Here is a 25,951-nt window from a genome sequence, read left to right as displayed (position 1 = left end):
AACATTGGAAAACGGTATTGTGGTGGGCCCGAACGGCCATCGCAACCGTCGGCTGCCGATGTCGCCACCGTGTCCATATCCGGCTTTGGTCGAACATCGTCGATAAACACTTGCCCAAGCAGGGCGATACTTGCGAACCTAACGGTTTATCCAATAAAAACTTCCAAACATTCCCCGGAGCCTGTTCAATGATTGGCCAGATTCTGTCCACCATGTTGCCGGTGTTTCTGATCGCCGGTTGCGGCGCACTCTATGGCCGCTACCGGACGCCCGACATCCAGGGACTGAACGTTCTCAACATGGAACTGTTTGTGCCCATGCTGGTCTTCGCTGTTCTTGCTGACCAGCAGGCTCCGCTGCAGAACTACGCCCAGCTTGCACTGGCCGCCACGGTGGTTGTGCTCGGATCAGGAATTGTTCTGTATCCGCTGGCCAGGGTTCTGAAGCTGAACCTGAAGACCTTTCTGCCACCGATGATGTTTAACAATTCCGGCAATATGGGTCTTCCGCTGCTGGTACTGGCCTTCGGCGATGAGGCCCTGCCGGCGGCCATTGTGCTATTCATCGTGGAAATGCTGCTGCACTTTTCGGTGGGGCTGTACATGCTCGCCCCCCATACCTCCATCGTAAAACGCCTGAAGCTGCCCATCGTATTTGCCAGTATTGCCGGGCTCTCGGTCAATCTCGGGGGCGTGACCCTGCCGGAATGGCTGCTGGAAACCCTGAACATGCTCGGTGGTGTGAGCATACCGCTGATGCTCTTTGCCCTTGGCGTGCGCATGCTTGATATCGATTTCAGTGACTGGAAACTGGGTATGCTGGGCGCCATCGCCTGTCCCGCCAGCGGTCTGATCCTTGCATGGCCGATGATTGCGGTTCTGGATCTTCCCGGGATGCAGGTGGCGGCGCTGTGGGTATTTGCAGCCTTGCCTCCGGCCGTACTCAATTACATGGTGGCGGAACAGTATCGGCAGGAGCCACACAAGGTCGCCTCGCTGGTATTATTGAGCAATCTGGGCAGTCTTGTGGTTATGCCGGTTGTGCTCGGTCTGGTGTTTGCCGCCGGCTACGTCTGAGCATCTGCCCCACTAACCGCTCTGTTAGCCGAGGAAGGACCCGATGTCTGAAACCGTTGCGGTGGTGCGCGCCTCCCGACCCAATTTCCTGGTACTCGCACCGCTGTGTGCCGGCCTTGGCGTGGCGGTAGCCTGGCACCAGGGCGAGCCTCCGGCCCTGCTCAATACCCTGCTCGTCCTGATTGGCGCCCTGCTGGCCCATGCCGCCGTCAATCTGCTCAATGAGTACGAAGACTTTGCCTCCGGGCTGGATCTGATTACCCGTCGCACGCCATTCTCCGGCGGCAGTGGTGCCTTGCCGGAGGTTCCCACCGCCGCCCGGCAAGTCCTGCTGGCCGCCTTTGGCACACTGGGACTGGTTGTCGCAATCGGGTTGTATTTTCTCTGGCTCCGGGGCCTGCCAATGCTGGTGCTCGGCGCGGCCGGCGTGGTGCTGGTGCTCACGTATACCCGCTGGATTACCCGTTCGCCGCTGATTTGCCTGCTGGCTCCGGGGCTGGGGTTCGGACCGGTGATGATTCTGGGCAGTCTGATTGCCCTTGGGGCCCGGCTGGACGCAACGGCCCTTACCGTTTCCACCATCGGCCTGCTGCTCGTCAGTGAGTTGCTGCTGATCAATCAGATACCGGATGCCGACGCGGACCGGAAAGTCGGGCGCCGACATCTGGTGATTACTCTTGGAAAGAAAGCCGCCACCCGCCTGGTTGCGCTTTTGCTGCTGGGCAGCTTTGGGATTCTGGGCTCGGCAATCTGGATCGGCTGGTTGCCGCTGTGGACCGCTCTCGCGTTTGCGCCTCTGCCGGCAGCCATCTGGATAAGCGTCAAGCTGCCAGGCGCGCTCAACCGCCCCGAACAATTCAACACACTCCTCGGCATCAACGTCGGGGTGCTGCTGGCAACCCTGGCGCTGCTGATCTGCGGACTCAGCCTTTAAACCGGAACACACTGACCCTGGAACGCAGCTGGCCGGCAAGTACGGCCAGATCACGGCTTGCCCCGGCCACCTGCTCGGAACCGGCTGAGGTCTCCACCGTGGCATCATGGATGCGGCTGATATTGCGGTTAACTTCTTCTGCAACGGAACTCTGCTCTTCCGAGGCACTGGCGATCTGGGCATTCATGTCGTTGATGGCACCCACCTCATGACGAATCCGGGCCAGAGCAGCTTCCGCCTCGCTGGTCTTGTCCACCGTGGTGCGGGCAAGCTCCCGACTGCTTTCCATAACCTCGGTCGCCTGGCCGGCGCCCGCCTGCAGGTTTCCAATCATCTCCTGAATTTCCCGGGTGGAATCCTGGGTCCGCGATGCCAGCGACCGTACTTCGTCGGCCACGACAGCGAATCCTCGTCCATGGGTGCCGGCGCGTGCCGCCTCGATCGCAGCATTCAGCGCCAGCAGGTTGGTCTGTTCGGCGATGGCGTTGATCACCTCGATGATCTTTTCGATATTGGCGCTGTCCTGGGACACGCGCTGCACAGTCTGTGTTGCCTGCTCCAGGGTTTCCGCCAGCTCTCCGATGGAGGCCGCGGTTTCCTGCACCACGCGATTACCGCTCTCCACTTCGATGTCGGCTTTCTGGGTGGCGGTTGCCGCGCTGGCGGCAAAACCCGCCACTTCGTTCACCGTGGCGGCCATCTGGTTCACCGCCGTGGCCATCTGTTCCGCCTCGGTCGCCTGGAGACGTATCTGTCGGCTGTTGTTATCCGAAGTGCTTTCAAGTTCAGAGGAGGAAGTGGAGAGCTCTTCAGCGGCAGACCCTACTTCCCGGATAATGCCGCCCAATCGCTCCACAGTGTCCTGCAGCGCGCCCATCACGCTATCCGGGTATCGTGTCCGGAGCTCCTGGTCCAACTCACCATCGGCCAGCTGACGAATGGCCCGGGCAACGTCTTCGGGCTCACCGCCAAGAATCTTCTTCAATCGGCGAATGATCACCAGTGCCACCAGGGCACCCAGAACCACCGCGAGACCGGTGACGGCCAGGTTCAACGCATTGAATGTACTCGCTGCCTCGCGAACCTCATCCACGCCACCTGTAACCACCTCTTCCTGGTAATCAATAAAGGCATTTACCCGTTTCAACCACTCCGAGTAAGCGCCAGAGACATCGCTGAGCAGAAATGCCCGGGCCTGGTCGATCTCTCCCGCCAGGCGAAGCTCGAGGAGGTCGTCGGTCAGCGTCAGGGCCCTGCGCTGGATCTCTTTGATCGCTGCCAGGAGCTCCCTTTCCCGGCTGTTAGCGCCTTCTTCCCGGAACATCCTATCCATCGGGCCGGCGGAATCCCGATAGAACCCCTTAAGACGCTCAATGTCCGCGAGGTGCCGTTGTAGCTCCCGGTCGTTCTCAACCAGTACTGCATCGCGAATGGCTATTGCCCGGTCATGGACACTGCCCCGAAAGTTAATGGCGTAGCGCTGCTTCACGGCGGCGCCATCACCCACGTCGGTCAGGGTCCTGTCGATAAAACCGACCCGATGATTACCAACCAGACTTATGGCAATCATCAGCGACAGAATCAGACCAAAGCCAAGGGCAAGGCGTTTCGCAACGGTGAGCTGGCTAAACATCATTAGGCTCCGGGTACTTTTTATTGAATGAGGCTATGTGTTCTCCGAAAGTTGCAGTCTGGATCAATCAATGGAGAGAAACTTGCGGGTTTTTGACAATGCTTTTCATTACTGCAATCAATCTTTACATCCCGCCCCCACGCCTCTTGCAACTGGTCAGGCTTTGACCGATGGTAAAGGTCAGTTTCTCGCTGATTGCATTCACGATACGGAGGTCTTCACATGAGTGTTCTACTTCTGCTGATCAGTGCCCTGGTGCTGATCTACCTGGGTATAGGCGGCACCACAGCCGCTGCCGTCATGTCCATTGCGACCGTTGTGGGTCTGTTCCAGGATGAATGGCACCTGATCAGCATTCTTTGTGGCGGTGTACTGCTGGCGCTGGCGTTAATCCTTGTTATTCCCGGCGACTTGCGCCTCGACAAGCTCAGCCGCCCCCTGCTTGGCTGGGTGCGCAGCCGGCTGCCGAAACTCTCGGATACCGAGGCGGAAGCCCTGAAATCCGGCTCGGTGGACTGGGACGGCGAACTTTTCTCCGGCAAGCCCAAATGGAACAAGTTGCTGGACGCCAAGCCGGCGCACCTCACCAGCGAGGAACAGGCCTTCCTGGACGGCCCGGTGGAAAAGCTGTGCGCCATGCTCGACGACTGGAAAATCACCCACGAGCAATACGACCTGCCGGACAAGGTCTGGAAGTTCATCCGTGAGAACGGCTTTTTCGGCCTGGTGATTCCCAAAGAAGACGGCGGCCTGGGGTTCTCCAACACCGCCCACTCGGAAATCGTGATGAAGATTTCCACCCGGAGCGTATCGGCTGCCGTTACCGTGATGGTGCCCAACTCCCTCGGCCCGGGCGAGTTGCTGATGCACTACGGCACCGATGAGCAGAAACAGCATTATCTGCCCAGACTCGCCGGCGGCGACGAGATTCCCTGTTTCGCCCTCACCTCCCCGGTGGCCGGCTCCGACGCCGGCGCCATTCCGGACAAAGGCATCGTCTGCAAGGGCAAATGGAACGGCAAGGAAGTGCTGGGCCTGAAAGTCACCTGGAACAAGCGCTACATCACCCTGGCCCCGGTGGCGACACTGATCGGCCTGGCCATCAAGGTCTATGATCCGGACAAGCTGCTGGGCGATTCCGATGAAATCGGTGTGACCTGTGTACTGGTGCCCAAAGACACGGACGGCGTCAACGCCGGTGCCCGCCACCTGCCCATGAACACCGTATTCATGAATGGTCCCACCTGGGGCAACGACGTGTTCATTCCCATGGAACAGGTCATCGGCGGCCAGGATATGCTCGGCAAGGGCTGGACCATGCTGCTGGAGTGTCTGTCTATCGGCCGCTCCATCTCCCTGCCCGCCCTCGGCACCGGTGCCGGCAAGGTGGCCAGCCTGGCCACCGGCTCCTACGCCTACACCCGGGAACAGTTCGGCCGGACCATCAGCCAGTTTGAAGGCGTGCAGGAAGCCCTGGAGCCCATCGCAGGCTACACCTACATGATGGACGCTGCCCGGCTGCTGACCTCCGGCATGCTGGACCGTGGCGTGCGGCCCTCGGTGCCGTCCGCCGTGCTGAAATACCGCAATACCGACCTGATGCGGGAAGTCATCAACCATGCCATGGACGTGGTGGCAGGCCGCGGTGTCATCACCGGCCCCCGCAACTTCCTGGCCCGGGCCTACCAGGCGGTCCCCATCGGGATCACCGTGGAAGGCGCCAATATCCTTACCCGGAGCCTGATGATCTTCGGCCAGGGTTCCATCCGCTGCCATCCGTTCATTGTTGAGGAAATCGAAGCAGCAGGCATGGAAGACGAGGACAAGGCAGCGAAGAAATTCGACGGTATCTTCTACCGGCATCTGGCCCATACCACCCGCAACGCCCTTCGGGCCCTGCTGCTGGGACTGACCAGGGGATGGGCCGAATCGGTGCCACGGCAAGGCAACATCAAGTCCAGCTACCGACAGCTGGCGCGGTTCTCAGCAGCCTTCGCCCTGATGACTGACGTCACTCTGCTGACCGTTGGTGGAGGCCTCAAGGCCCGGCAACGCCTCTCAGGGCGCATGGCCGACTGCCTGGTGCAACTCTATTACGCCACCGCCGTCATCAAACAATGGCATGAGGAGGGTTACCCGGATGACCAGCGGCCGCTGGTAGAGTGGTGCCTACAGACCTGCCTCAGGGATCTACAGGGCTCCATGCGCGAAGCCATCATCAACTTCCCGGTTCCGGCCCTGCGCTGGCCCCTGCGACTGCTGGTGTTCCCGCTGGGTGCCACTGGCCTGAACGGCCCGGACGACAAGCTGGGCGCACAGGTCGCGGAATCCATCGTCAAGGACACCCCGGTACGCCAGCGCATCAGTCGCGGTACCTACACCACCATGGACCCGGAAGATCCGCTCGGGCGGGTGCTCAATGCCTACAAGCTGGCCAACGAGACCGCGGACATGCGCAGCCGGCTGCATGACGCCATGCGCAACCGCGATGAAGACGAACTGGGCGGCATTGACCTGTTGATGGGGCATCAGCGCAAGGAACTGGTTGACTGGGCCTGTGCCCAGGGCGTGGTCAAGGCAGACGAGTGCGACAAACTGCTGGAAGCACTGGAAGCGCTCTATGATGTGATCCGCGTCGATGCTTTCGATGCCGACGGCCTGAAAGCGCTTTCGCGCTGTGCCAAGGGCAAACGCAAGGTGGTCGAGCGCCCACCCAGAGACGAGAAATAAGGTACGGGCTGGTCGATGAGCGATCTTGCAGATTTGCGTCCCAATGAGGAGGCCGTGGAACTGGAACCGGCCTCTGACGCCACGTTGCGATTCATCGGTGCCATCCGGACCCCCTGGCGCGATCGCAAGGATTGCCCGCGCCAGGGCCGCCTTGACGGCCCGGAGTGCCAGCTGGTTCTGGACCCCGTCTGGCACAACGCGCTGGCGGGGCTCGAAGACTACGACACCATTGAGGTGCTTTACTGGCTCGACCAGAGCCGCCGGGACCTGATCCGGCAAAGCCCCAGAAGCGACGGCCAGACCTTCGGCACCTTCGCCCTGCGCTCCCCGGTGCGACCCAACCCGATTGGCACGTCCATGGTCAAACTGGTTCGTATAGAAAAAGGAACGCTGATCGTGCGCGGCCTGGACTGTCTGGACGGCACCCCGCTGCTGGACATCAAGCCAGACCGCTGCGCTTTCACCCCAAAAGCACCCGATAAAGCGAATGTTTACTGAGAGACCTCCTCCGGACGTAATCCTGAATTGATCGCTTCTGAAACCAGCCAACGCCGCAGAAGCTGAATCCCTCGTTCACGACGACGGCTGGTTTTCCATGCAAAGTAAAAAATGTCGCCCGTCATAACGGAGTGGCAGGGCAAGCGCACAAAGTCACCGGAATCCTTGCGGGTACTGAGCATGTAGTCGTTGGTCAGCGCAATTCCCTGGTGGAAGCGCGCAGCTTCCAGCGAAAGCAGCATATGGCTTGAATGCAACAAACGGCTCGATCGGGGCAGGTCCAGGCCCGCTTCACGATACCAGGCTTCCCAGTCCCCACCCTGACGGTCATAGATACTGTATGTCGACAGCAACGGATACTCCGCCACCATTGCCGGTGTTAATGACATCGACGCCGGGTCGCCGGAAACCTCCTCCAGCGACAGCTCCCGGCGTATCTTCTGCCAGTAATCCTGGCTGCATACGGGGAACAGACGCTCCTCGTAAAGCAGCTCATAGCTGAATGCGGGCGAGGTGGGCTTAACGGTAATAAAACAATCCGCCACCCGATCCGACAACACCGGATTACCACTACTCATCTCCAGCGCCAGATCCAGCTGAGGATGCAACCGCTTCAGATCCGGCAACCTTGGCACCAGCCAGCGCACGGCAAACGAACTGAACACCGACAACCGGATCCTGGCCTCCTCATGCCCCACTAATTGCTCACTGGCACGCTCGATCTGCAACAGCGCAGAACTGACCGCATCCAGATACTGGCGTCCCTGATCAGTCAACGACAGCGACCGGCCGCCGCGCGAAAAAAGCGGCTCCCCCAGGTATTTTTCCAGCTGTTTGATCTGGTGACTCACCGCACTCTGGCTCACCGCCAACTCATCGGCAGCGAGGGAAAAGCTGTTGAGACGGGCAACGGCTTCGAAGACAGGCAGAGCTTTCAGGGGTGGCAGTTTCATTATCTAATTTTCTAATGGCTATCGAATAAAGATCATTTTATCGGATATTAACACCCCCTTAGACTGCCCTCCATGTTACGGGAGCAGATCGGGTGGCTCCCTCCGAAAATGCTCGGAGCCATGGATGGCGGAGAGCAAGCGTACAGGGACGTATTCACAGCGGTTTTCGGAGGGAGCCACACGATTTGCTCTTGCACCAGAGCTTGAAGACCAAAGGAGAAAAACATGTCAGGAAAAACCGTAAACAGCGCCATCCTGCTGCTGGTGATCGGCAACGCCATGGCATTGATCTCTGACGTGTTCATCAAACTCCTGGAGCCCGGCGCGCCCGTATTTCAGTTTGCGTTTCTGCGCTGCCTGATCACCCTGGGCCTTCTGCTGCCAATGGCCGGGCAACTGGACCGGAAAAACCTGTTCGCCGGACTGAAGATCCACACCTTCCGGGCCCACATCCACCTGGCCGGCCTCCTGTGCATGGTGATCGCCCTGGGCAACCTGCCGCTGGCAACCGCCAACGCCGTCTTCTATGCCGCGCCCATCCTGGTGATGGTGCTCTCGGTATTCCTGTTCCGGGAAAAGCTGACACCCCTAAGCGTAACCGCCGTGTTCAGCGGCTTTGCCGGCATTGTGCTCATTCTACGGCCGGTGGAATTCAACTGGGCGGCCGTGGCAGCCCTTGGCTCGGCGTTTGCCCTGGCCATCAACGCCGTGCTGGTCCGGAAACTGCCGAAACAGCAGAGCACTGTCCACAAACTATTCCTGAACTACCTGCTGATTCTGCCAGCGGCTGGCGCCCTGGCCTGGTGGGAAGGCGCACAGTGGGATTCAGGCATCCTGATCGGCGCCATGGGCTCGGCCCTGTTCATTCTGGGCTACAACATCACCGTATTGCTGGCCTACCGCCAGGTAGACGCCAACCAGGTCACCAGCGCCGAGTACACCGGTCTGATCTGGGCCGTGGGGATTGGCTGGATCTGGTTCGGAGAGGTGCCCGACCTGTGGTTCCTGGCCGGCAGCCTGATGATCGTGGTGCCCCTGCTGCTCATTGGCCTGCAGCACCGGCGCAAGGAGCCTGCAAGAGGATTTAATCCAGCCCCGGAGCAACAGCAGCTCCGGAGCCAGGAAGCTTCATTCAGTGCCGGGACGATTCAATTAGCGCGTGAGTGTCGTGAATGATCCGACCAATCCGGGCCTCCGGCGGCAATCCGTCACCGTAGCCCAGTTTGAGGAGGTAATGGCCTGAATGGTTGCGATGCCAGTCACGCCGGCGGTCATGCCTGTCGCGATAGACATCGCGCTTGTGCTTCTTGCCCCAATGGCGCTTGTCACCATGGTAGCCGTGGCGATCGTAACGATTGTGGTGCTTGCGGTCCCACTTATGCTGTTTGTAGTGCCGGGGCTTGTGATGGTGCCGATCATAACGGTCGTCGCGGTAGTGGGCCTGCAGGAACTTTTTCTGTTGGCCAGGCGGCAGGGCATTGCCCCGCTCATGGTGCTTTTGCCAGCCGTGACCACGGCGGTCATCGTCGTTGGCCATCACCGGAGCCGATGCCATCAGGAATGCCGTTACCAGGCTTCCGATCAACAGTCGCTTCATGATGATTCTCCCGTTCTGCTCAGAGACAGATCTCGCATCCGGACCCAGTGCCGGATGCCTCTGAACCCAGATTATCGAAGCGGGAGCGAATGTCAGTGCCTTGGGGCCGGCTTTGCAGGATCTTTACGCAAGGCCCCGTCAGCTTGACGTTTGAATGGCCGGTAGTGTCGAATTTTCTGTCAGAAGGTGAAGAAAACGTTCAGCGCCTCAGGTGGTTCTGCAGTCCTCGAAAATATTGAGCGACGGCTTGATCGCCCCGGTCTTCACGTTCATCAGTCCCAGCATGGAGGAGAACAGGTTGTCGTGGCTCAACGGTTGCGATGCGATCCGGTTGACGCACTCGGCATCAATCCGGTTATCCATCCGGAAACCGTCTGACAACCACACAACCATGGGCACATGGGTCTGGGCCTCCGGCGCCAGCATGTAAGGAATACCGTGCAGGTAGATGCCACCCTCGCCCAGTGACTCGCCATGGTCAGAGACATACACGAGAGCAGTGTTGTAATCCGCCTGCATGGATTTCAGCATGCGCACGGTTTCTCCGAGCAAGCGATCGGTTACCAGAATACTGTCATCGTAGGCGTTGATGATGGCCTGTTGGTCACAACTCTGCAGTTCATTGCTCTGACACTCGGGCAGGAACTTTTTCTGGTCCGGTTTGCTGCGCTTGTAGTACTCGGGACCGTGACTGCCAAGCTGATGCAACACCATGAAATGGTCGTTGTTTTCTGCAACATCGAGCTGCTGATGGGCACCCTTCAGCAGCACCAGATCATCACAGTACTCGCCCTGGCAAAGGTCGGTATCCTCCGGACGGACGGTCGGAATCCGGTCACACATGCCCTTGCAGCCGGAGTTATTATCCAGCCAGGTACTGACGATGCCGGCGCGGGTCATGACATCCAGGAAGTTATCACTGTTCTTGGCCACGGCTTCATCGTAATCCGATCTGCCCAGCCACGAGAACATACAGGGCACCGACAAGGCCGTTGCGGTCCCGCAGGAGGATACGCGGGGAAAATTGACCAGTGTTCCGCCCGATTGCCGGGCCAGTTTACTGAGCTCCGGGGTGGTATCGCGCTGATAGCCATTCAGACCAAAATGGTCTGCGCGCGCAGTTTCACCAAGAACGAAAACCACCAGATTGGGTTTGGCGCGATCGGAAACCGGGAGAGAAACCGTCGCATCCAGCCCCACCTGCTGGTATTCCTGGGGAAACTGCGCCGCAGCCACCTTGCTACCCAGCGATGCCAGGGCAGCAACACTGTTCACCGGCACCACAAGATCCTTGATGTCGCGGTGATTACGGAACGTTGAAGCCATCTCCTGATAGCTGGTCAACGCCAGTACCAGAATCAGAGCGATATCAACAATGATCGGGGCCAACCAGTGAGTGACCCTTTTCAGGCCCGCCGGCCAGCTCACGCGTGCCAGGAAGAGCAGCACAACCGGAATCACAAAGAAGAGCGCCATGTGCACAAGCAGTCCGAGGCTCAGCAGGCCGCGAGCCTCCTGCACATCGGTTTCGAACACGTTCTGCAGCATGTGCTTGTCGATCAGCACGCCATACGCGTTCATGAAATACCCACTGAGCGCTGCACTTAAAAACAGAAACACCAGTACCGGCTTCAGGATAAATCGTGCCGAAAACAGGCTGATCAGGAGATGGTTGACCAGCAGCAACAAAAACGCGAGTTTGAACATCAGCATCGGCTGATCAAAGCCGACGTATCGATCAAGGGCGGTGTAGAAAGGAACGTTATACAGAGCGGTAAGTGCAAAGGCGCTGATCAACACCAGCCAATGCGGTTTGATTGCAGGCCATTGAAACCGACCGGTTCCGCTATGCACAAACGGCTGCGCGTGAAGAGTGGGTTTTGAGGACAAGCCCATGGGATTTTCCGGGATAAGTGTGATTCAAGGTCTGGTGAGTGTGCTCCCCGAACCTTAAAGCAAACTTAAACGGACTTAGCTCAACTCATCACGCAGGTGGGATTCGATGGCAAAGGTGTGCTGGCAATCCGCACCCATTGCCCTCAGGGACTCTGCAAGGCGCAAGAGATAATCGGCATTCGGGCCACTGGGGCCTGAGGCAGAGGCGATCTGGCGGGCAATATCCGCGTCCGGCGCGTGGCCCAGGAAGGCTTCGTTGTCTTCGGTGGCAATGTAAACCAGGCCGTCGGCATGGCTGCCATCGTCGAAGGTGAGCGTGATGCTCAGGCGCAGATAGCCGTTCTTTTCACGGACATCCAGGTGCTCGAACACTTTGGGTGACACCCTGAACGCCATGCCCTTGCAGACAGCATTTGGCTTTTCTACCAGGGTAACCACGCGGCCGGGGGCCTCCGGCGTGCCCCGATGATCGTGGGAACCCTGCCAGAACCGCCTTTCCCACCCTCGAATCGACGCCGGGCGCTGCTCCAGAAAGGGGAAATCCACCTTGTAGATCAGCGAGCCGTAACCAAACAGCCACACCGACTCCACGCCGGAGAAATCGTATCGTTTGCGATTGTGCTCAATGGTATTGGCAGACATCAGACACCCTGCAGCGAAAACCTGTCCCGCGATACTCTAGGTGGAGGCAATGAAACCCGCAATGCCCGTCAACACGATTTCAGCCGCCATAGCAGAGAGGATCAGACCGCTGATCTTGGACATGATGTTCAGGCCGGTCTTGCCCAGCACCTTCTCCAGGTAGCCGGACAGGTGCAGCAGCACCGCGAGGATCAGCAGGCTGGATACCAATCCCAGGAGTCCGCCTGCCACTTCGGATACCCGGTTAAGCTCGGCGCCATACACCATGATTGCACCAATGGTGGCCGGGCCAATCATCACCGGAATAGCCAGTGGCACAACGGCAATGTCATCACGGTCCTCATCAGGCAGCCCGGTGGCGTGATTCCGGGTACCACTGGTCACCAGGCTGATGGCGGTCAGAAACAGCAGGCAACCGGCACCGATCCGGAACGAATTCAGGGTAATGCCGATGGCGCTGAACAACAGCGGGCCGGCAAAGAACAGAATCACGCCCATCAGAAAGGCCGAAACGCAGGCACGGCGGATGATCGATGTTTTCTCGGTTGCTGGCAGGCCCCTGGTCAGCGCCAGGAACATGGTCACTACGAAAAAAGGCGCCAGCAGGAACAGGAAGCGAATGGTGCTGCTGATGTAAGTCGAGAAAAACGTTTCAATCATTCCGTGTCGTCCGGGTGCCATCGAAAGCCCGCAAGCATAGCTTGCTATGCGGCACTCCGCCGTAAGGAAGTGAACGTATGGATAAGCTCAACCACAACCGGACGGGTGGATTCGGTTAAGTCGATAGTTCTTCCAGATAGGTTTCGCCGTCGCCGTACAGGGAGGCGAACTCCTCCTCGGGCACCACGGTCACGGCAATCTCCGGTTCATGTCCACCACCCCCCAGCAGGACGCCCCGCATCGGGGTGATATCGGAAAAGTCCCTGCCCCAGCCGAGGGTAATGTGTTCCAGGTCCGGCCTCAGGGCATTGGTAGGATCCAGCTCCAGCCAGCCGAAATCCGGCACGAACACAGCCACCCACGCATGGGTAGCATCGGCTCCAACAAGGCGCTCCTTGCCCTCGGGCGGATGGGTCAGGATATACCCGCTCATGTAACGGGCCGCCAGCCCAACCGAACGCAGGCAGGCAATCATGATGTGGGAGAAATCCTGGCAGACCCCGCGACGGGCCTTGAACGCCTGCTCAACCGGGGTGAAGGTTTCCGTTGCAGTCGCATCGAAGCGAAAGTCGCGATGAATCATCCGCATCAGGGCATCAGCCGCCTCTACCAGCGCGCGCCCCGGAAGGAACGCCTCCCGGGCATAGGCGGCGTACTGGGAATCAATGGGCACATTGGTGGAGACAAACCGGAACGCCGTAGCCTGAAGATGGTCCGCCGGGAACTTCCTGTCGGCACGGTACCGCAGGCTATCGCGGACGGTTTCCCAGGGAACTTTTGCCGCGGCTGCCGAGGGTTTCGGACGCTCACGAAGCTCCACCCAGAATTCGCTGATGATCCGTAAGTACTCATGTTCCGCGGTAAAATCAATCTTGGTAATCCGATTGCCGAAACTGTCCAGGAACGAGCTTCGCACCGGGGGTTCCGGTGCAATCGCCAGATGATGTTCCAGATTCCGCTGCCAGGGCAGGGCCCGCGGTGTCAGTCTCAGCAAATGGTGGGACTCCCCCACCACCTGATCGTACTGGTAGAGGGTCTCATGACGCACATGGTAACGGACAAATGTCATGACAGGTGCCTCAATCCGGGTTCACAGACCGGTCGGAATACCGGGTGTGAATAAAACACTGCCGCTGAATTTCATCAGACACACGATAGGCCTCCGACCGGATGTCACACAATAGCTCCGCCAGGGCTTCACAGGCTTTGTCCGGGCGCTTGCGCTCAAACGGATGCAAATCAAGCGCTCGCAGCCGCTGCAGCGATTCGTTCAGATCCGGCGGAAACAGCTGGCCGGTTTTACGCCCCATTTCCGGCAGGTCCTTCTGCAGCTGGCGCAGCTGGAACATCACCGAATGAGGGTTGCTTGCGTCTATCACCAGGGTATGGAGTACCCCCAGAAGCTCTGGTGTCCGACGGTACCGGGTGCGGTAGGTGACTTCCGAGTTGGCCACTTCCAGCAGCCACTCGAGCATGGCATGGCGGCTGAACCGGTCGCTGAACAGGGGCACGCAAATCAGCGTACAGAGATTGGCCAGTCGCTCCAGGCGCCGGCCGATCACCAGGAAAACCCAGCTGGCATCCCGCGTAATGTCATCCATCGCAAAGCCCGCCAGGGAGATGCAATCAAGCAACACCAGGTTCAGTGCCCGAATCGACCGGTCTGGCGTGGTTGGCGCCGGGCTCAGGGGCTTGCCCACCCGATTGAGCGTGTGCCAGTTGTCGGAAGACAGACGGTCCCGGACCTGGCTGGCGTTGAACAGCAGGGCATCAAGAATCGACGCGATTGAACCCGGAAATTGCAGGTCACTCACCGCTCTCAACAAGGCGTCGGGAAGCGGCTCGGGGACCGCATCTTCTTCAGGCTCCGGAAGGGTCCCGAATTGTTCGGCTGCCTGTTGCAGCCCGAGCAGGGCTTCTTCGCTGGCCTGGTCGTGGCCCGACAGACGGTTGAACGCCGCCCGCAATAAACGGGCAGTTCCCTCCGCCCGCTCCGAGTGCCGGCCCATCCAGAACAGGTTTTCCCCCACCCGGGAGGGCGTGTCCCGCTCGCCGTCGAGCAGGTCAGACACCTGCAGCCGTCTCTTGATCAGTGACTTGGAGGGAGCCGTGTAGCGAGCCTGTACCCAGGTGTCCTTCGACAGCCCTCCCCGTTGCATGGAGATGACTTCCACACCCGCATCCATGGCGACCCGGGTCAGCCCACCGGGCATGACCCGCCAGCCGGAAGGCGTGGCCGCCGCAAACAGCCGCAGGCCGATGGACCGGGTGGCCAGCGGCTGCTCCGGATCCCCCTTCCAGACCGGCGCCTGGGAAAGATGGACGAGCTCCTGGCCGACAAAGGCATGGGGATGGGCATGCATCTTCTTGATCAGGGCGTCCCGCTCTGCACCTTTCACCTGGTAACCGAACACCGGCTCCATTCGCATGCTCGCGAAGGCCGGTTTAATGACCAGCTCGTCCAGGTGCTCAATGACATAATCCAGAGCCGGTTTCTCACCACACCACCAGGACGCCACCGACGGCATAGCCAGAGGCGAGCCCAGTAATTTCTTCGAAATCTCCGGCAAAAACCCGAATAACGCCGCACTCTCAAGCACCCCGGAACCCAGGGCATTTGCCATCAGCACCTTGCCTGCCCGCACCGCTCCCAGAAGCCCGGGAATCCCCAGCACGGAATCGGCGCGAAGCTCCAGCGGATCACAGAAGCCATCGTCCAGCCGGCGATAAATGGCGTGTACCCGCCGCAGGCCCTGAAGCGTTTTCAGGTACACCGTGTCATCTCGCACGGTAAGATCCTGGCCCTCGACCAGCGGCAAACCCAGGTAACGGGCCAGGAACACATGTTCGAAATAAGTTTCGTTGAAACGGCCCGGGGTCAGCAGAACGCAAAGCGGTGACTCGGTTCCGGCTGGCGACATGCCCGCCAGACTGTTCTGGAAACCCTGGAAGAATTCCGAAAGGTTGGTTACCGGCAGGTTGTGGAATGGCGCCGGGAACGCCCGGGAAATCACCAGCCGGTTCTGAAGGGCGTAACCGGCGCCGGAGGGCGCCTGGGTACGGTCTGCCATTACCCACCAACCGCCGTCTGGTGCGCGCGCCAGATCCACGGCATACAGGTGCAGGAACCGGCCCCCGGCAGGCTGAATCCCCTGGCAGGGCCACTGGAAACCCGCCTGCCCGTAGACCAGGGCCGGAGGCATAAGACCTTCTTTTAACAGCGACTGCTCGCCGTATAGATCGGCCAGAACGCTGTCCAGGAGCTCTGCACGCTGGGCGACGGCTTTCGAGAGCCATTGCCATTCATCGGCGCCCAACACCAGCGGCAGCAGATCCACCTCCCAGGGTCGGGTATCGCCGCGGGGGTCTTCATAGACGTTGTAGGTTACGCCATCTTCGGCGATGGCATTGGAAACCGCCTGAGCCCTGAGGTTGAGACCAGCGACAGACTCAAGGTTCAGCTGCTGCAACAACGGACGCCAGTGCGACTTGGGCCCGGAACCCCCGGTGCCAAGCTCATCAAACCGGTCCGGCACCGGATGGTACTGGCGGAGGATGTCAGTAACTGCTTGCTGCTTCGCCACCTTGAATTCAGGCTCCGTTAGTCAGTGAGCTGGAAGCATAGCCGCTTTCTACTCTCCGGAGCCAGCATCAAACCACATGTCCAGGCATCTTATTTGTGATATCGCAGATCCAGGGTAAACGGAAACTCCCGATGCTCCGGAACCGGCCGCAGGGGCTGTTGCCCCGAGCTGTGTCCCATCCGGAAGAAGCGCGCCATGCGGCGGCCTTCCGCTTCGAACGAGTTCACCGGCAAAGTCTCGAAATTCCGGCCACCGGGATGGGTCACGTGATATTCACAGCCGCCCAGGCTGCGTTCATTCCAGGTGTCCACGATATCAAACACCAAAGGCCCATCCACACCAATGGTCGGGTGCATGCACTGGGATGGCTGCCAGGCCCGGTACCGGACGCCGGCGACCGATTCACCCACCATCCCTGTTGGCTGAAGCGGCAACGGCACCTGATTGCAGGTGATCTGGTAACGATCCGGGGCAGCGCCGCGTACCTTCACCTGCAAACGCTCCAGGGAAGAATCCACGTAGCGGGCGGTGCCGCCGATAGCGCCGTGTTCCCCGGTCACATGCCAGGGCTCCAGAGCCGAACGCAGCTCAAGGGTTATGCCCTTGACCTTGTAATCGCCGATCCGGGGGAACCGGAACTCGAAATGGGGCGCGAACCACTCGCTCTCGAGCGGGTAACCCTGGGCCTTCATATCGTCGATGACGTCCTCGAAGTCCTGCCAGACATAGTGAGGTAGTAGGAACCGGTCGTGCAGCTCGGTTCCCCAGCGAACCAGCCCGCTGGGTTTGTAGGGCTGCTCCCAGAATCGGGCCACCAGCGCCCGCAGCAGCAATTGCTGGGTCAGGCTCATGCGGGCATGGGGTGGCATCTCGAAGGCCCGCAACTCGAGCAGACCATGACGCCCACCCGGGCCGTCCGGGGAATAGAGCTTGTCGATACAGAACTCGGCCCTGTGGGTATTGCCGGTGACGTCCGTAAGCAGGTCCCGGAGCAAGCGGTCCACCACCCAGGGCGCGACTTTTTTGCCCACAGGGCATAACCGCTCCATCTCCCGGAACGCCAGTTCCATTTCGAACACGTGATCGTTGCGGGCTTCGTCGATTCTCGGCGCCTGGGAGCTGGGACCGATAAACAGGCCGGAGAACAGGTAGGACAGGCTGGGGTGGTTATGCCAGTAACTGATGAGGCTGCGTAACAGGTCCGGACGTCGCAGGAAGGGCGAATCCTCTGCCTTCTGGGCGCCCAGCACAAAATGGTTGCCGCCACCGGTGCCGGTATGACGGCCGTCCATCATAAACTTCTCGGAGGTGAGCCGGCATTCGTAGGCGTCGGCGTACAGGGATTCGGTCTGCTCCACCATTTCGTCCCAGGTCCGGACCGGCTGCACATTCACTTCGATCACCCCCGGGTCCGGGGTGATCCGGAAATGGGTGATCCGGTGGTCCGAGGGTGGCTCGTAGCCCTCCAGCAATACCGGTTGTTGGAGAGTTGCAGCGGTTTTCTCGATGGCTGACACCAATGCCAGATAGGGCTCAAGCTCCTCCAGCGGCGGCATGAAAATACGGAGAATGCCATCCCGGGGCTCCACACACAGGGCCGTTCGGACAATCTCCGGTGCCGACTTGCCTTTTGCGGGAGGCTCCCGCTCCGGCGACGACTGGCCGACCTGGCCACGGCTGTTCCATTGCCGGATCTCCTCGCTGGCAGGCAACGAGCCACGGGGCGCAAAGGGGTCCTGCTCGTGTATCCAGGGGTAATCGGCTTCTTCCACCCAGGGCTGGCCATCCAGAGGCAGCCGGTGCCCCATGGGGGAGCCGCCCGGAATCAGGTAACAGCGTTCACTGCGAAGGAACCACGGGCCGGTTTCCCAGGCCTGTTCCTTTTCCGACACACGCAGTGGCAGCACGTAGCCGACGGGCTCATCCAGTCCCCGGCTGAAAATCTGCTGAAGCTGCTTGCGCTCCAAGGCATTCTCGAGTTTCGCATCGAAAGGATCGACGTTGACCGGTAGACGTCGTTCCCGCCACAAGTAATAAAAGGCATCCTCGAACCCCGGGAACAGCTGTTTTTCATCAACACCAAGCTCTTTCGCCAGGGCCGACAAAAACCTGTGGGCATCTTCCGGGCTTGCGTTGCCTTCGATGCGCTCATCCGCCAGCCAGCGCTCGTCCCGCCAGATCGGCTCGCCATCCTTGCGCCAGTAACAGTTCAGGGACCATCGGGGCAGCGGCTCCCCCGGATACCACTTTCCCTGGCCGAAATGAACCAACCCGCCAGCGCCATAGCGATCCCGCATCCGGTGATAGAGCTCGATGGCCTTCTTGCGCTTGGTGGGGCCCATGGCCTCGGTGTTCCACTCCGGCTCGTCCCGGTCGTGATTCGCCACGAAGGTGGGTTCACCGCCCTGGGTCAGACGCACATCCAGTTCTGTCAGACGCTGGTCCACGTCATGGCCCAGCCCAACGATGCGTTGCCACTGGGCCTCGGTATAGGGTTTGGTCACCCGAGGTGCTTCCCAGATGCGCTGAACGCTCATCTGGTGCTCGAACTCGACCCCGCACTCCTCAACCATGCCGGTAATTGGCGCCGCCGAGGACGGATCCGGGCTGCAGGCCAGCGGGATATGCCCTTCTCCGGCAAACAGGCCGGACGTCGGATCCAGCCCCACCCAACCGGCGCCCGGCAGGAAGACTTCGCACCAGGCGTGCAAATCGGTGAAGTCTTCCTCAGCGCCCGAAGGGCCATCCAGTGCTTTCTGGTCTGCCTTGAGCTGAATCAGGTAGCCGGACACAAAGCGCGCCGCCAGCCCCAGATGCCGGAGCGTCTGCACCAGCAACCAGGTCGAATCCCGACAGGAGCCGGAGCCCTTTTTCAGGGTTTCCTCCGGGGTCTGGACGCCCGGCTCCATCCGGATCAGGTAATCAATACGGTCAGCAAGGCTCTGGTTCACACCCACCAGGAAATCCACGCTGGGAGTTTCCTTGCGGTCTATGGTGGCCATCCACTTACGGAATTCCGGTGTTTCCGGTAGTTTCTGTAAATAAGGCGCCAGCTCTGCCGTCTGCCACTCCTCGTATTCAAACGGAATGGTCTCTGCCCGGGGTTCCAGAAAGAAATCGAACGGGTTGATCACGGCCATCTCGGCAACCAGATCCACAGTGATCTTCAGTTCTTCGGTTTTCTCCGGAAACACCAGGCGGGCCAGATAATTGGCCTGGGGGTCCTGTTGCCAGTTCAGGAAATAACCCTCTGGTTCCACCTTCAGCGAGTAGCTGAGGATGCGCGTCCGCCCGTGCGGACACGGACGCAATCGAACTATTTGCGGGCCCAGGCTGATCGGGCGCTCATAGCGATAGTGGGTGGTATGGCTCAGGGCAACGTGAATCGACATGGAACCTATCTCACAGGCGAATAAAATTGGGAGTTTCAGGCTGTCTCGTAGACAGGAAACCACGTCTCTGCAATATCGTCGTGAAGCTCACCGATTTCTAACTGCAGTTTTTCCAGGAACAGGATCACGTCCTCCTTGCGGATCAGTGCATCCACGTCCCCATCCCGGGTGTGACGTACCGCCTGCAACGCGGTGCGGAGCGGAATCTCGTTCCTTGGCAGACGGTCGAGAGCGCCCGCGACTTCGCTGAGGCTGTGCAGCACCGATCGCGGGAACGGCTCATTCTGCAACAGGAAACGAATGACCAGAGGCCCGCTGACCTTCCGCCGCACATTGTGACGGTACATCTGGAAGGCACTCTGATAACGCAGGACACTGGTCCACAGCAGCCCGCCATAGGTTTCGGTGCCATCCCAGCCGTCGAGGAACTGCAGGGCGCCCACTTCAATCTGCCGGGTGGCCATGTCCGCCCGCTCCAGGTTGCGGCCTACCCGGATGAAGTCATACCCCTCATCGTGACTCATGCAACCGGCCAGCAAACCATTGAGCATCTGGCAGCGACCCACGATTTCGTTGAGGAATTCGTACCTCGCCCGCTTACCAACCCCCTGATCTATGTTCTCCAGGATGTACCGGTACAGCTCGTTGATCACCTCCCAGGCGTCGGTTGGAATCTGGTCCCGGGTGGTGCGCACGTTCTCCCGGGCGGCCTTGATGCAGGAGGCAATGGAGCTCGGGTTGTAGCCATCCGCCATCAGAAACTTCACACAGTTGCGCTCATCGGCCTTCTGATGATGCTGGTCAAACAGCGCCCCCATGCCCGTCACGGCCACCAGTCCCTTCCAGGAAAGCTGGGTTTCCCGGGGCATGTCCAACGCCAGTGAATTAAAGGCCATGATCATCCGGGCGTTGTTCTCGGCCCGCTCAAGGTATCTGGCCATCCAGTACAGTCGTTCCGCTACACGTGACAGCACATCAATTCTCCTCGTCCACGATCCAGGTATCCTTGCTTCCACCGCCCTGGGACGAATTCACCACCAGGGAGCCTTTTCGCATCGCCACCCGCGTAAGCCCGCCAGCCGTAACGTAGGTTCTCACGCCCTGCAGCACAAAAGGCCGAAGATCCAGGTGTCGGGGCGCCAGGCCCTCGTCGCACAAAGTTGGGGCCACAGAGAGACTCAATGTGGGTTGGGCGATGTAGTTGCGCGGGTTCTTCTTGATCAGGCGCGCGAACTCGGTGCGCTGCTTCTTGGTGGAATGGGGCCCCACCAGCATGCCATAGCCCCCGGACTCGTTCGCGGGCTTGACCACCAACTCGTCGAGATGCTCAAGGACATACTCCTGATCCTGCTTGTTCACACACATGTAGGTGGGCACGTTCGGGATGATCGGCTCCTCATCCAGGTAGTAACGGATCATGTCCGGCACGAAGGCGTAGATCACCTTGTCGTCGGCCACGCCGGCACCCGGTGCATTGGCGAGGCCAACCTTGCCATTGCGCCAGGCTCGCATCAGACCGGGCACGCCCAGAGTGGAATCGGAACGGAATACCTCCGGGTCCAGGAAATCGTCGTCAATGCGGCGATAAATCACATCCACGCGCTCCAGGCCCTCGACAGTACGCATGTAGACACAATCATCTTCGCCAACCACCAGGTCGGCCCCTTCTACCAGCTCGGCGCCCATGCGCTGAGCCAGGAAGGAATGTTCAAAATAGGCGGAGTTGAAAATACCTGGCGTGAGCACCGCAATTTTCGGGTGGTCCTGAGGCCGGGGCGAAATCGACGCCAGCATGTCGAACAGCTGGTTGGTGTAGTCATCGACCGGCAGAATGCTGGTTTTGTCGAACAGCTCCGGGAACACCCGTTTGGTCAACTGACGGTTCTCCAGCATGTAGGAAACACCCGAGGGGACCCGCAGGTTGTCCTCGAGAACATAAACCTTGCCGTCCTTGTCACGCACCAGATCCGATCCGCAGATGTGCGCCCAAACTCCCAGTGGCGGCGTGAATCCGCGACACTGCTCGCGGAAGTTCTTGGAGTTGGCGAACACGTACTTGGGAATCACCTTGTCCTTGACGATGTTCTGGTCGTTATAGATGTCGTTGATGAACATGTTGAGCGCCGTCAGGCGCTGCGCCAGGCCCTGCTCGATGGTTTCCCACTCCCGGAGCGAGATCACCCTCGGAATGATGTCGAAGGGCCAGGCCCGGTCGATGTTCTCGCCCTCGCTGTAAATGGTAAAGCTGATCCCCATCTCCAGTATCGCCAGTTCGGCAGCCTGCTGGCGCGCCTGGATTTCCTCGGAACCAAGGTTGCCCAGGTAGTCGGTAATCGCCGTGGCCGCCGGCCGGGGCTTGCCCTTGGCCGCAATCAGCTCATCGAAGAAGTCGTTGGGATCGTAGTTTTTCCAGTCTATCGATTTGTTCTTTTTCATTTGGGGTCCTTTCGTTAACCACCGTGAGCTATTCGGTGTACCAGACGGAGCTTCTCCACCACCGGAGCCGCAAGCACGAAGGGGTAGGCGTCCTCATGCCCCATGCTTCGATTCAGGCTGTTGAGCGCAAGCGTCAGGGGTAACCAGTGCTTGATCAGTGCATCGAAATCGTCGGCCTGGTAGGGGTCAAACGCAGGGTCTGGTTCGCTGTTCATTACCGGGCGCTGGCGGGCATTCACCCGCATCCCGAACTGCCAGGCAGTCTCTAATGTATCCACCATATGCAGGTAGTGTGCCCAGGTCTCGGCCCAGTCTTCCCAGGCATGGCTGCTGGCGTAGGAGCTGATGTACCAGCTCTGCCAGTCACCCGGCGGGCCGTACTGGTAATACTGGTCCAGCGCCTGTTTGTAGTCTCTGGCGTCATCACCGAACATCTCCCGAACCGGCCCAAGCCACGGCCCGGACCGGACCAGGATGTCCCAGTAGTAATGACCGGATTCGTGACGGAAATGCCCCAAAACAGTGCGATAAGGCTCAGCCATCTGGCTGCGCATCCGCTCCCGTTCCACAGGATCTGCCTCGGCAATATTCATGGTGATCACGCCATTTGCGTGGCCGGTTTTTACTTTCGCGCGTTCGTCGAACATCGCCGGCTGGTCAGCCAGAAAATCAAACGCCAGCCCGTACTGGTCCTCATTACGGGGTTCGCAGGGCAGCTCAAGGCGCAACACCGAATACACCAGACGCCGCTTTTCCTTCTCCAGACGCCGCCAGAGATCGTTGTTCTTCAGAATGCTGAGATCGGGGATGGTGCGGTTCAGTCGGCAGGCGACACAGAAGGTGTGGGCGTCCGGAGAAGGGATCAGCCAGTTGCAGGCACCCTGGTTCTGATAGTTGCCACAAAGCCTGTAGAGGTCGCCCCGGGCGACGGCCGCCCAGGTGCCATCATCGTTTGGCTCGATAGCCAGCAAGTCCATGACATCCGGGGCAAAGCCCAGTCCAGACCCACAACTGGTACAACGACTGTTTTCAAAATACAGCAGGTTGGCGCATCGGCCACAGTGAAACAGCTTCATCAGGGGACATCCTTGGCCGAGAGCGGCAAGACCATCCTTTCAGTATTGGCCAAAAGGGCCAAAACGCAACCTGGACACGCCCGAAAGCTGCCCGAAAGTCCCCCGCTGCCAACCGTTAAACGGCCAGAGCCGATTCGCGCTCGCTAACCCCGGATTCTGGTGCACGAACCAGATATTGAGCCGCATCAAAGCGTCGTGTCTGCTGACGGAACTGCCAGGTGAAGCCTGGCCATAATGTGGTGTTCTTGCCGTTTTCGTTCACGTACCAGCTCTTGCAGCCGGTCTGCCAGACTGAATCACCAAGCTTTGCGTGAATGGAAGCGTTGTAACGGCTCTGGGCGTCCGGCTTCACTTCCATGCTGCTCCATTGCTGCCGGCGCATCTTTTGGAGGGCATCCAGCACGTACTGGATCTGACTTTCGATCATATACACCATGGAGCTGTGGCCGAGGCCGGTATTCGGCCCCATCAGCATGAAGAAATTCGGGAAACCGCTGATGGTGGTGCCTTTGTATGCTTCGGCGCCATCCTTCCAGGCATCCAGCAGATCCTGACCATTACGGCCAAAGATCATGCTCGCGGGAATCGGGTCCTGGGCTCGGAAACCGGTGCCGTAGATGATGCAATCCACTTGCCGCTTGTTGCCCTGACCATCGATCACGGTGTTGCCCTGCACCTCACGGATACCCTCGGTCACCACATCCACATGGTCCTGGGCCAGCGCCGGATAGTAGTTATTGGAAATCAGCACCCGTTTGCAGCCGAAATGAAAATCCGGGGTAACCTTTCTGCGCAAGGCCTTGTCCGGAATCTGGTTGCGGATATGCCGGCGGGCCTGCAGTTCACCCAACTTCAGAATACGCGGATTGCCCACAAAGCCCAGTACCCGCGCCTCAAGCGACCAGTAGATACTCTGCCTGAACGCATTGAGTGTTTGTGGGAACATCCGGAAAAGCCGCTTCTCCACTGGCCGGATGGCACGGTCCGGCTTGGGCATGATCCACGGTGGTGTGCGCTGGTACAGGTCTACCTTTGCCGCCTGCTTCGCCACCTCCGGAACAAACTGGATGGCCGAGGCACCGGTCCCGATCACCGCCACCCGCTTGCCGCGCAAATCGTAGTCGTGATCCCAGTCCTGGGAGTGGAAACGCTTGCCCGTGAAGGATTCGATCCCCTTGATCTCCGGATACGCCGGCGTGCTCAATCCCCCCATTCCGGAAACGAGGATATCGGCCCTCAAGGTAGTGAATTCCGGCAGCCCCTTATCGGTTCGATCCAACCGGTCTCCCGGCTTCACGCCTCTTTCCTGCATGTACGCCCAAAGCGTCGGACTATCACAGGTTTCAACAACCCACCGTTGGTGGGTCTCATCAAATCGCGCTCCCGCCACGTGGGTGTTCAGCCGGATGTGCTTCATCAGCCCGTATTTCTCGGCGCAATGTTTCAGATACGCCTTGATCTCGTGCTGCTGGGCATACATCCGGCTCCAGTTCGGGTTCTGCTCGAAGGAGAAGGAGTAGAGTGCAGACTGCACGTCACAGGCACACCCCGGGTAATGATTCTGGTGCCAGGTGCCGCCGATGTCGTCGCTCTGTTCAAAGATCACGAAGTCGTTGTAACCGGCTTCCTTGAGTTTGATGGCCATGCCCAGGCCGGAGAAGCCGGTGCCGATGATGGCGATCTGTGTGTTCTGTGTCATTGCTGCACTCCTGCGTTGGCCCCAGTGCCCCAGCTAAACGGGACACTAGACCTTGTCTGTTGTTATCCGGCGGGTCATCATGGCCGGTAGACACATGTATACACAGCTTGGTATACAACCGTATACTCCTGGTTCGGTGATTGGCCTCAGGTGACTGATCATTGGCCTCTGCGGCGGGCTCTGGCTGGGGGGGCTGGTCATTTGTGGGAAGGGCTTCCAAAACGCGCTCCTTGCGGCACATCCCTGTGACGCTTGGCTCTCGCCATCCATGGCGAGAGACAGTTTTGGAAGCCCTTCCCACAAACGACCGTCAGACTCACAGTGGCCCGCCCTCATACAGTCGCCTCAAGTCTGGCAGCCCACTTCCATTGTTCGGGGGCCGTGTTGGCAGGTATTCCGAAAATGCTCGGAGCCAGGGATGGCGGAGAGCAAGCGTACATGGACGTACTTGCAGCGGTTTTCGGAATACCTGCCAACGCGGCCAACCTCCAAAGCAGAGGAAAAGATGAACGGATTAACCGGCGGAAAGCTGAAACTCATCCAGGCTGCGCTTCGGCTGATTACCGAAACCCGGAGCCTGACGTCGCTGGGACTGCGGGAGCTTGCCCGGGAGGCGGGGCTGAATCCGAATACCTTTTACCGACACTTCAAGAGCCTGGATGAATTCGGCCTGCAGGTACTGGGTTACATTGCCGAGGAGATGAAAGCCGGGGTCCGGGATCTGCGGCAGATGGCGGATTCTTCCGAACAGGCGTCGCGGGATACGGTGGCGTTTGTGTACCACTACTTCCTGGCCAATCCGGCGGCAACTACGGTGGCCGTGCGGGAACTCCACGGCCCCTCCCCGATACTGCGACGGGCCCTTGAATCACAGCTTGAAGCCAGCGCCCGGGAAATGGCCGAAGACATTATCGAGCGGCAACTGGTGAGCGCCGTGCCGTCCGAGACCATTCATGAAGTCTCCCGCATGACCATCCGCTACATCCTGTTCCGGGCCATGGATTACATCGAGAAACCCGCCCAGCGCGAAACCATCCAGACCGAAACCGAACATTTCATCAACCGGCAGTTCCGGGGTGCGATGCTTGATCACCTGTCGCAAACGGAAGTCGAACGCCTCGCCCTGAGGCAGGGCTGATATACCT

The 25,951-nt window shown here is 59.6% G+C and carries 19 protein-coding genes; 6 read left to right on the top strand and 13 right to left on the bottom strand.

The window, feature by feature from the left end; all coding sequences use genetic code 11:
- Window positions 1-188: 188 nt before the first annotated feature.
- Window positions 189-1,076, top strand: a complete 888-nt coding sequence (locus KYE_RS09390) for an AEC family transporter (protein ID WP_008172703.1) — start codon at window positions 189-191, stop codon at window positions 1,074-1,076.
- A gap of 43 nt (window positions 1,077-1,119) precedes the next feature.
- A complete protein-coding gene (locus KYE_RS09385) occupies window positions 1,120-2,010 on the top strand; it encodes a prenyltransferase (RefSeq protein ID WP_008172702.1) in 891 nt (296 codons plus the stop codon).
- Here KYE_RS09385 and KYE_RS09380 read toward each other — a convergent pair.
- Complete coding sequence (locus tag KYE_RS09380; protein ID WP_008172700.1) at window positions 2,000-3,643, bottom strand: methyl-accepting chemotaxis protein; 1,644 nt, start codon at window positions 3,641-3,643, stop codon at window positions 2,000-2,002. The genes KYE_RS09385 and KYE_RS09380 overlap by 11 nt on opposite strands.
- A 222-nt stretch (window positions 3,644-3,865) precedes the next feature.
- Between KYE_RS09380 and KYE_RS09375 the strand changes: the two genes are divergently transcribed.
- Together KYE_RS09375 and tsaA are read left to right on the top strand one after the other, a co-directional pair.
- Entirely contained in the window at window positions 3,866-6,373 is a 2,508-nt protein-coding gene (locus KYE_RS09375; protein ID WP_008172698.1) for an acyl-CoA dehydrogenase, read from the top strand.
- Between the two features lie 15 nt (window positions 6,374-6,388).
- Window positions 6,389-6,871 (top strand): tRNA (N6-threonylcarbamoyladenosine(37)-N6)-methyltransferase TrmO, encoded by a 483-nt coding sequence (gene tsaA, locus KYE_RS09370; protein ID WP_008172696.1) that lies wholly within the window; start codon window positions 6,389-6,391, stop codon window positions 6,869-6,871.
- On the opposite strand, the gene KYE_RS09365 is transcribed toward tsaA, so the two are convergent.
- Window positions 6,865-7,824: a LysR family transcriptional regulator gene (locus tag KYE_RS09365; RefSeq protein ID WP_008172694.1), complete on the bottom strand. Its 960-nt coding sequence runs from the start codon at window positions 7,822-7,824 to the stop codon at window positions 6,865-6,867. The two genes, tsaA and KYE_RS09365, sit on opposite strands and share 7 nt — an antisense overlap.
- 225 nt (window positions 7,825-8,049) lie before the next feature.
- Here KYE_RS09365 and KYE_RS09360 point away from each other — a divergent pair, with 225 nt between their 5' ends.
- Complete coding sequence (locus KYE_RS09360) at window positions 8,050-9,000, top strand: DMT family transporter (RefSeq protein WP_008172692.1); 951 nt, start codon at window positions 8,050-8,052, stop codon at window positions 8,998-9,000.
- Here KYE_RS09360 and KYE_RS09355 read toward each other — a convergent pair.
- The 11 genes from KYE_RS09355 to KYE_RS09305 all read right to left on the bottom strand — a co-directional run bounded on the left by KYE_RS09355 (window position 8,957) and on the right by KYE_RS09305 (window position 24,806).
- Window positions 8,957-9,421 (bottom strand): hypothetical protein, encoded by a 465-nt coding sequence (locus KYE_RS09355; protein ID WP_008172690.1) that lies wholly within the window; start codon window positions 9,419-9,421, stop codon window positions 8,957-8,959. The genes KYE_RS09360 and KYE_RS09355 overlap by 44 nt on opposite strands.
- 207 nt (window positions 9,422-9,628) lie before the next feature.
- Window positions 9,629-11,317, bottom strand: coding sequence for a phosphoethanolamine transferase (locus KYE_RS09350; protein ID WP_008172688.1), 1,689 nt, complete (start codon window positions 11,315-11,317; stop codon window positions 9,629-9,631).
- 75 nt (window positions 11,318-11,392) lie between these two features.
- Window positions 11,393-11,959, bottom strand: coding sequence for a gamma-glutamylcyclotransferase (locus KYE_RS09345; protein ID WP_008172686.1), 567 nt, complete (start codon window positions 11,957-11,959; stop codon window positions 11,393-11,395).
- A 36-nt stretch (window positions 11,960-11,995) separates the two neighbouring features.
- Entirely contained in the window at window positions 11,996-12,619 is a 624-nt protein-coding gene (locus KYE_RS09340; protein WP_008172684.1) for a MarC family protein, read from the bottom strand.
- 115 nt (window positions 12,620-12,734) lie between these two features.
- A complete protein-coding gene (locus KYE_RS09335; protein ID WP_008172681.1) occupies window positions 12,735-13,688 on the bottom strand; it encodes a transglutaminase family protein in 954 nt (317 codons plus the stop codon).
- Between the two features lie 10 nt (window positions 13,689-13,698).
- On the bottom strand, window positions 13,699-16,203 hold the full coding sequence (locus KYE_RS09330) for a circularly permuted type 2 ATP-grasp protein (protein ID WP_008172679.1): 2,505 nt from the start codon (window positions 16,201-16,203) through the stop codon (window positions 13,699-13,701).
- Window positions 16,204-16,292: 89 nt separating this feature from the next.
- Entirely contained in the window at window positions 16,293-19,595 is a 3,303-nt protein-coding gene (locus KYE_RS09325) for a DUF2126 domain-containing protein (protein ID WP_008172677.1), read from the bottom strand.
- Window positions 19,596-19,630: 35 nt separating this feature from the next.
- Complete coding sequence (locus KYE_RS09320) at window positions 19,631-20,569, bottom strand: alpha-E domain-containing protein (protein ID WP_008172676.1); 939 nt, start codon at window positions 20,567-20,569, stop codon at window positions 19,631-19,633.
- 1 nt (window position 20,570) lies between these two features.
- Window positions 20,571-22,031, bottom strand: coding sequence for a circularly permuted type 2 ATP-grasp protein (locus tag KYE_RS09315; RefSeq protein WP_008172675.1), 1,461 nt, complete (start codon window positions 22,029-22,031; stop codon window positions 20,571-20,573).
- A 14-nt stretch (window positions 22,032-22,045) separates the two neighbouring features.
- Window positions 22,046-23,107, bottom strand: a complete 1,062-nt coding sequence (locus tag KYE_RS09310; RefSeq protein ID WP_008172674.1) for a putative zinc-binding metallopeptidase — start codon at window positions 23,105-23,107, stop codon at window positions 22,046-22,048.
- A gap of 115 nt (window positions 23,108-23,222) precedes the next feature.
- On the bottom strand, window positions 23,223-24,806 hold the full coding sequence (locus tag KYE_RS09305; RefSeq protein WP_008172673.1) for a flavin-containing monooxygenase: 1,584 nt from the start codon (window positions 24,804-24,806) through the stop codon (window positions 23,223-23,225).
- 505 nt (window positions 24,807-25,311) lie between these two features.
- On the opposite strand from KYE_RS09305, the gene KYE_RS09300 reads away from it, so the two are divergent.
- Window positions 25,312-25,944 carry a TetR family transcriptional regulator gene (locus tag KYE_RS09300; RefSeq protein ID WP_039881970.1) on the top strand — a complete coding sequence of 211 codons (633 nt, stop codon included), beginning with the start codon at window positions 25,312-25,314 and terminating at the stop codon, window positions 25,942-25,944.
- Window positions 25,945-25,951 lie beyond the last annotated feature (7 nt).

The sequence above is a fragment of the Marinobacter manganoxydans MnI7-9 genome, from assembly GCF_000235625.1.
Taxonomy (GTDB): Bacteria; Pseudomonadota; Gammaproteobacteria; order Pseudomonadales; family Oleiphilaceae; genus Marinobacter; species Marinobacter manganoxydans.
Note: the sequence above shows the minus strand (reverse complement) of the source record. Positions and strands in the feature narration are given on the sequence as shown.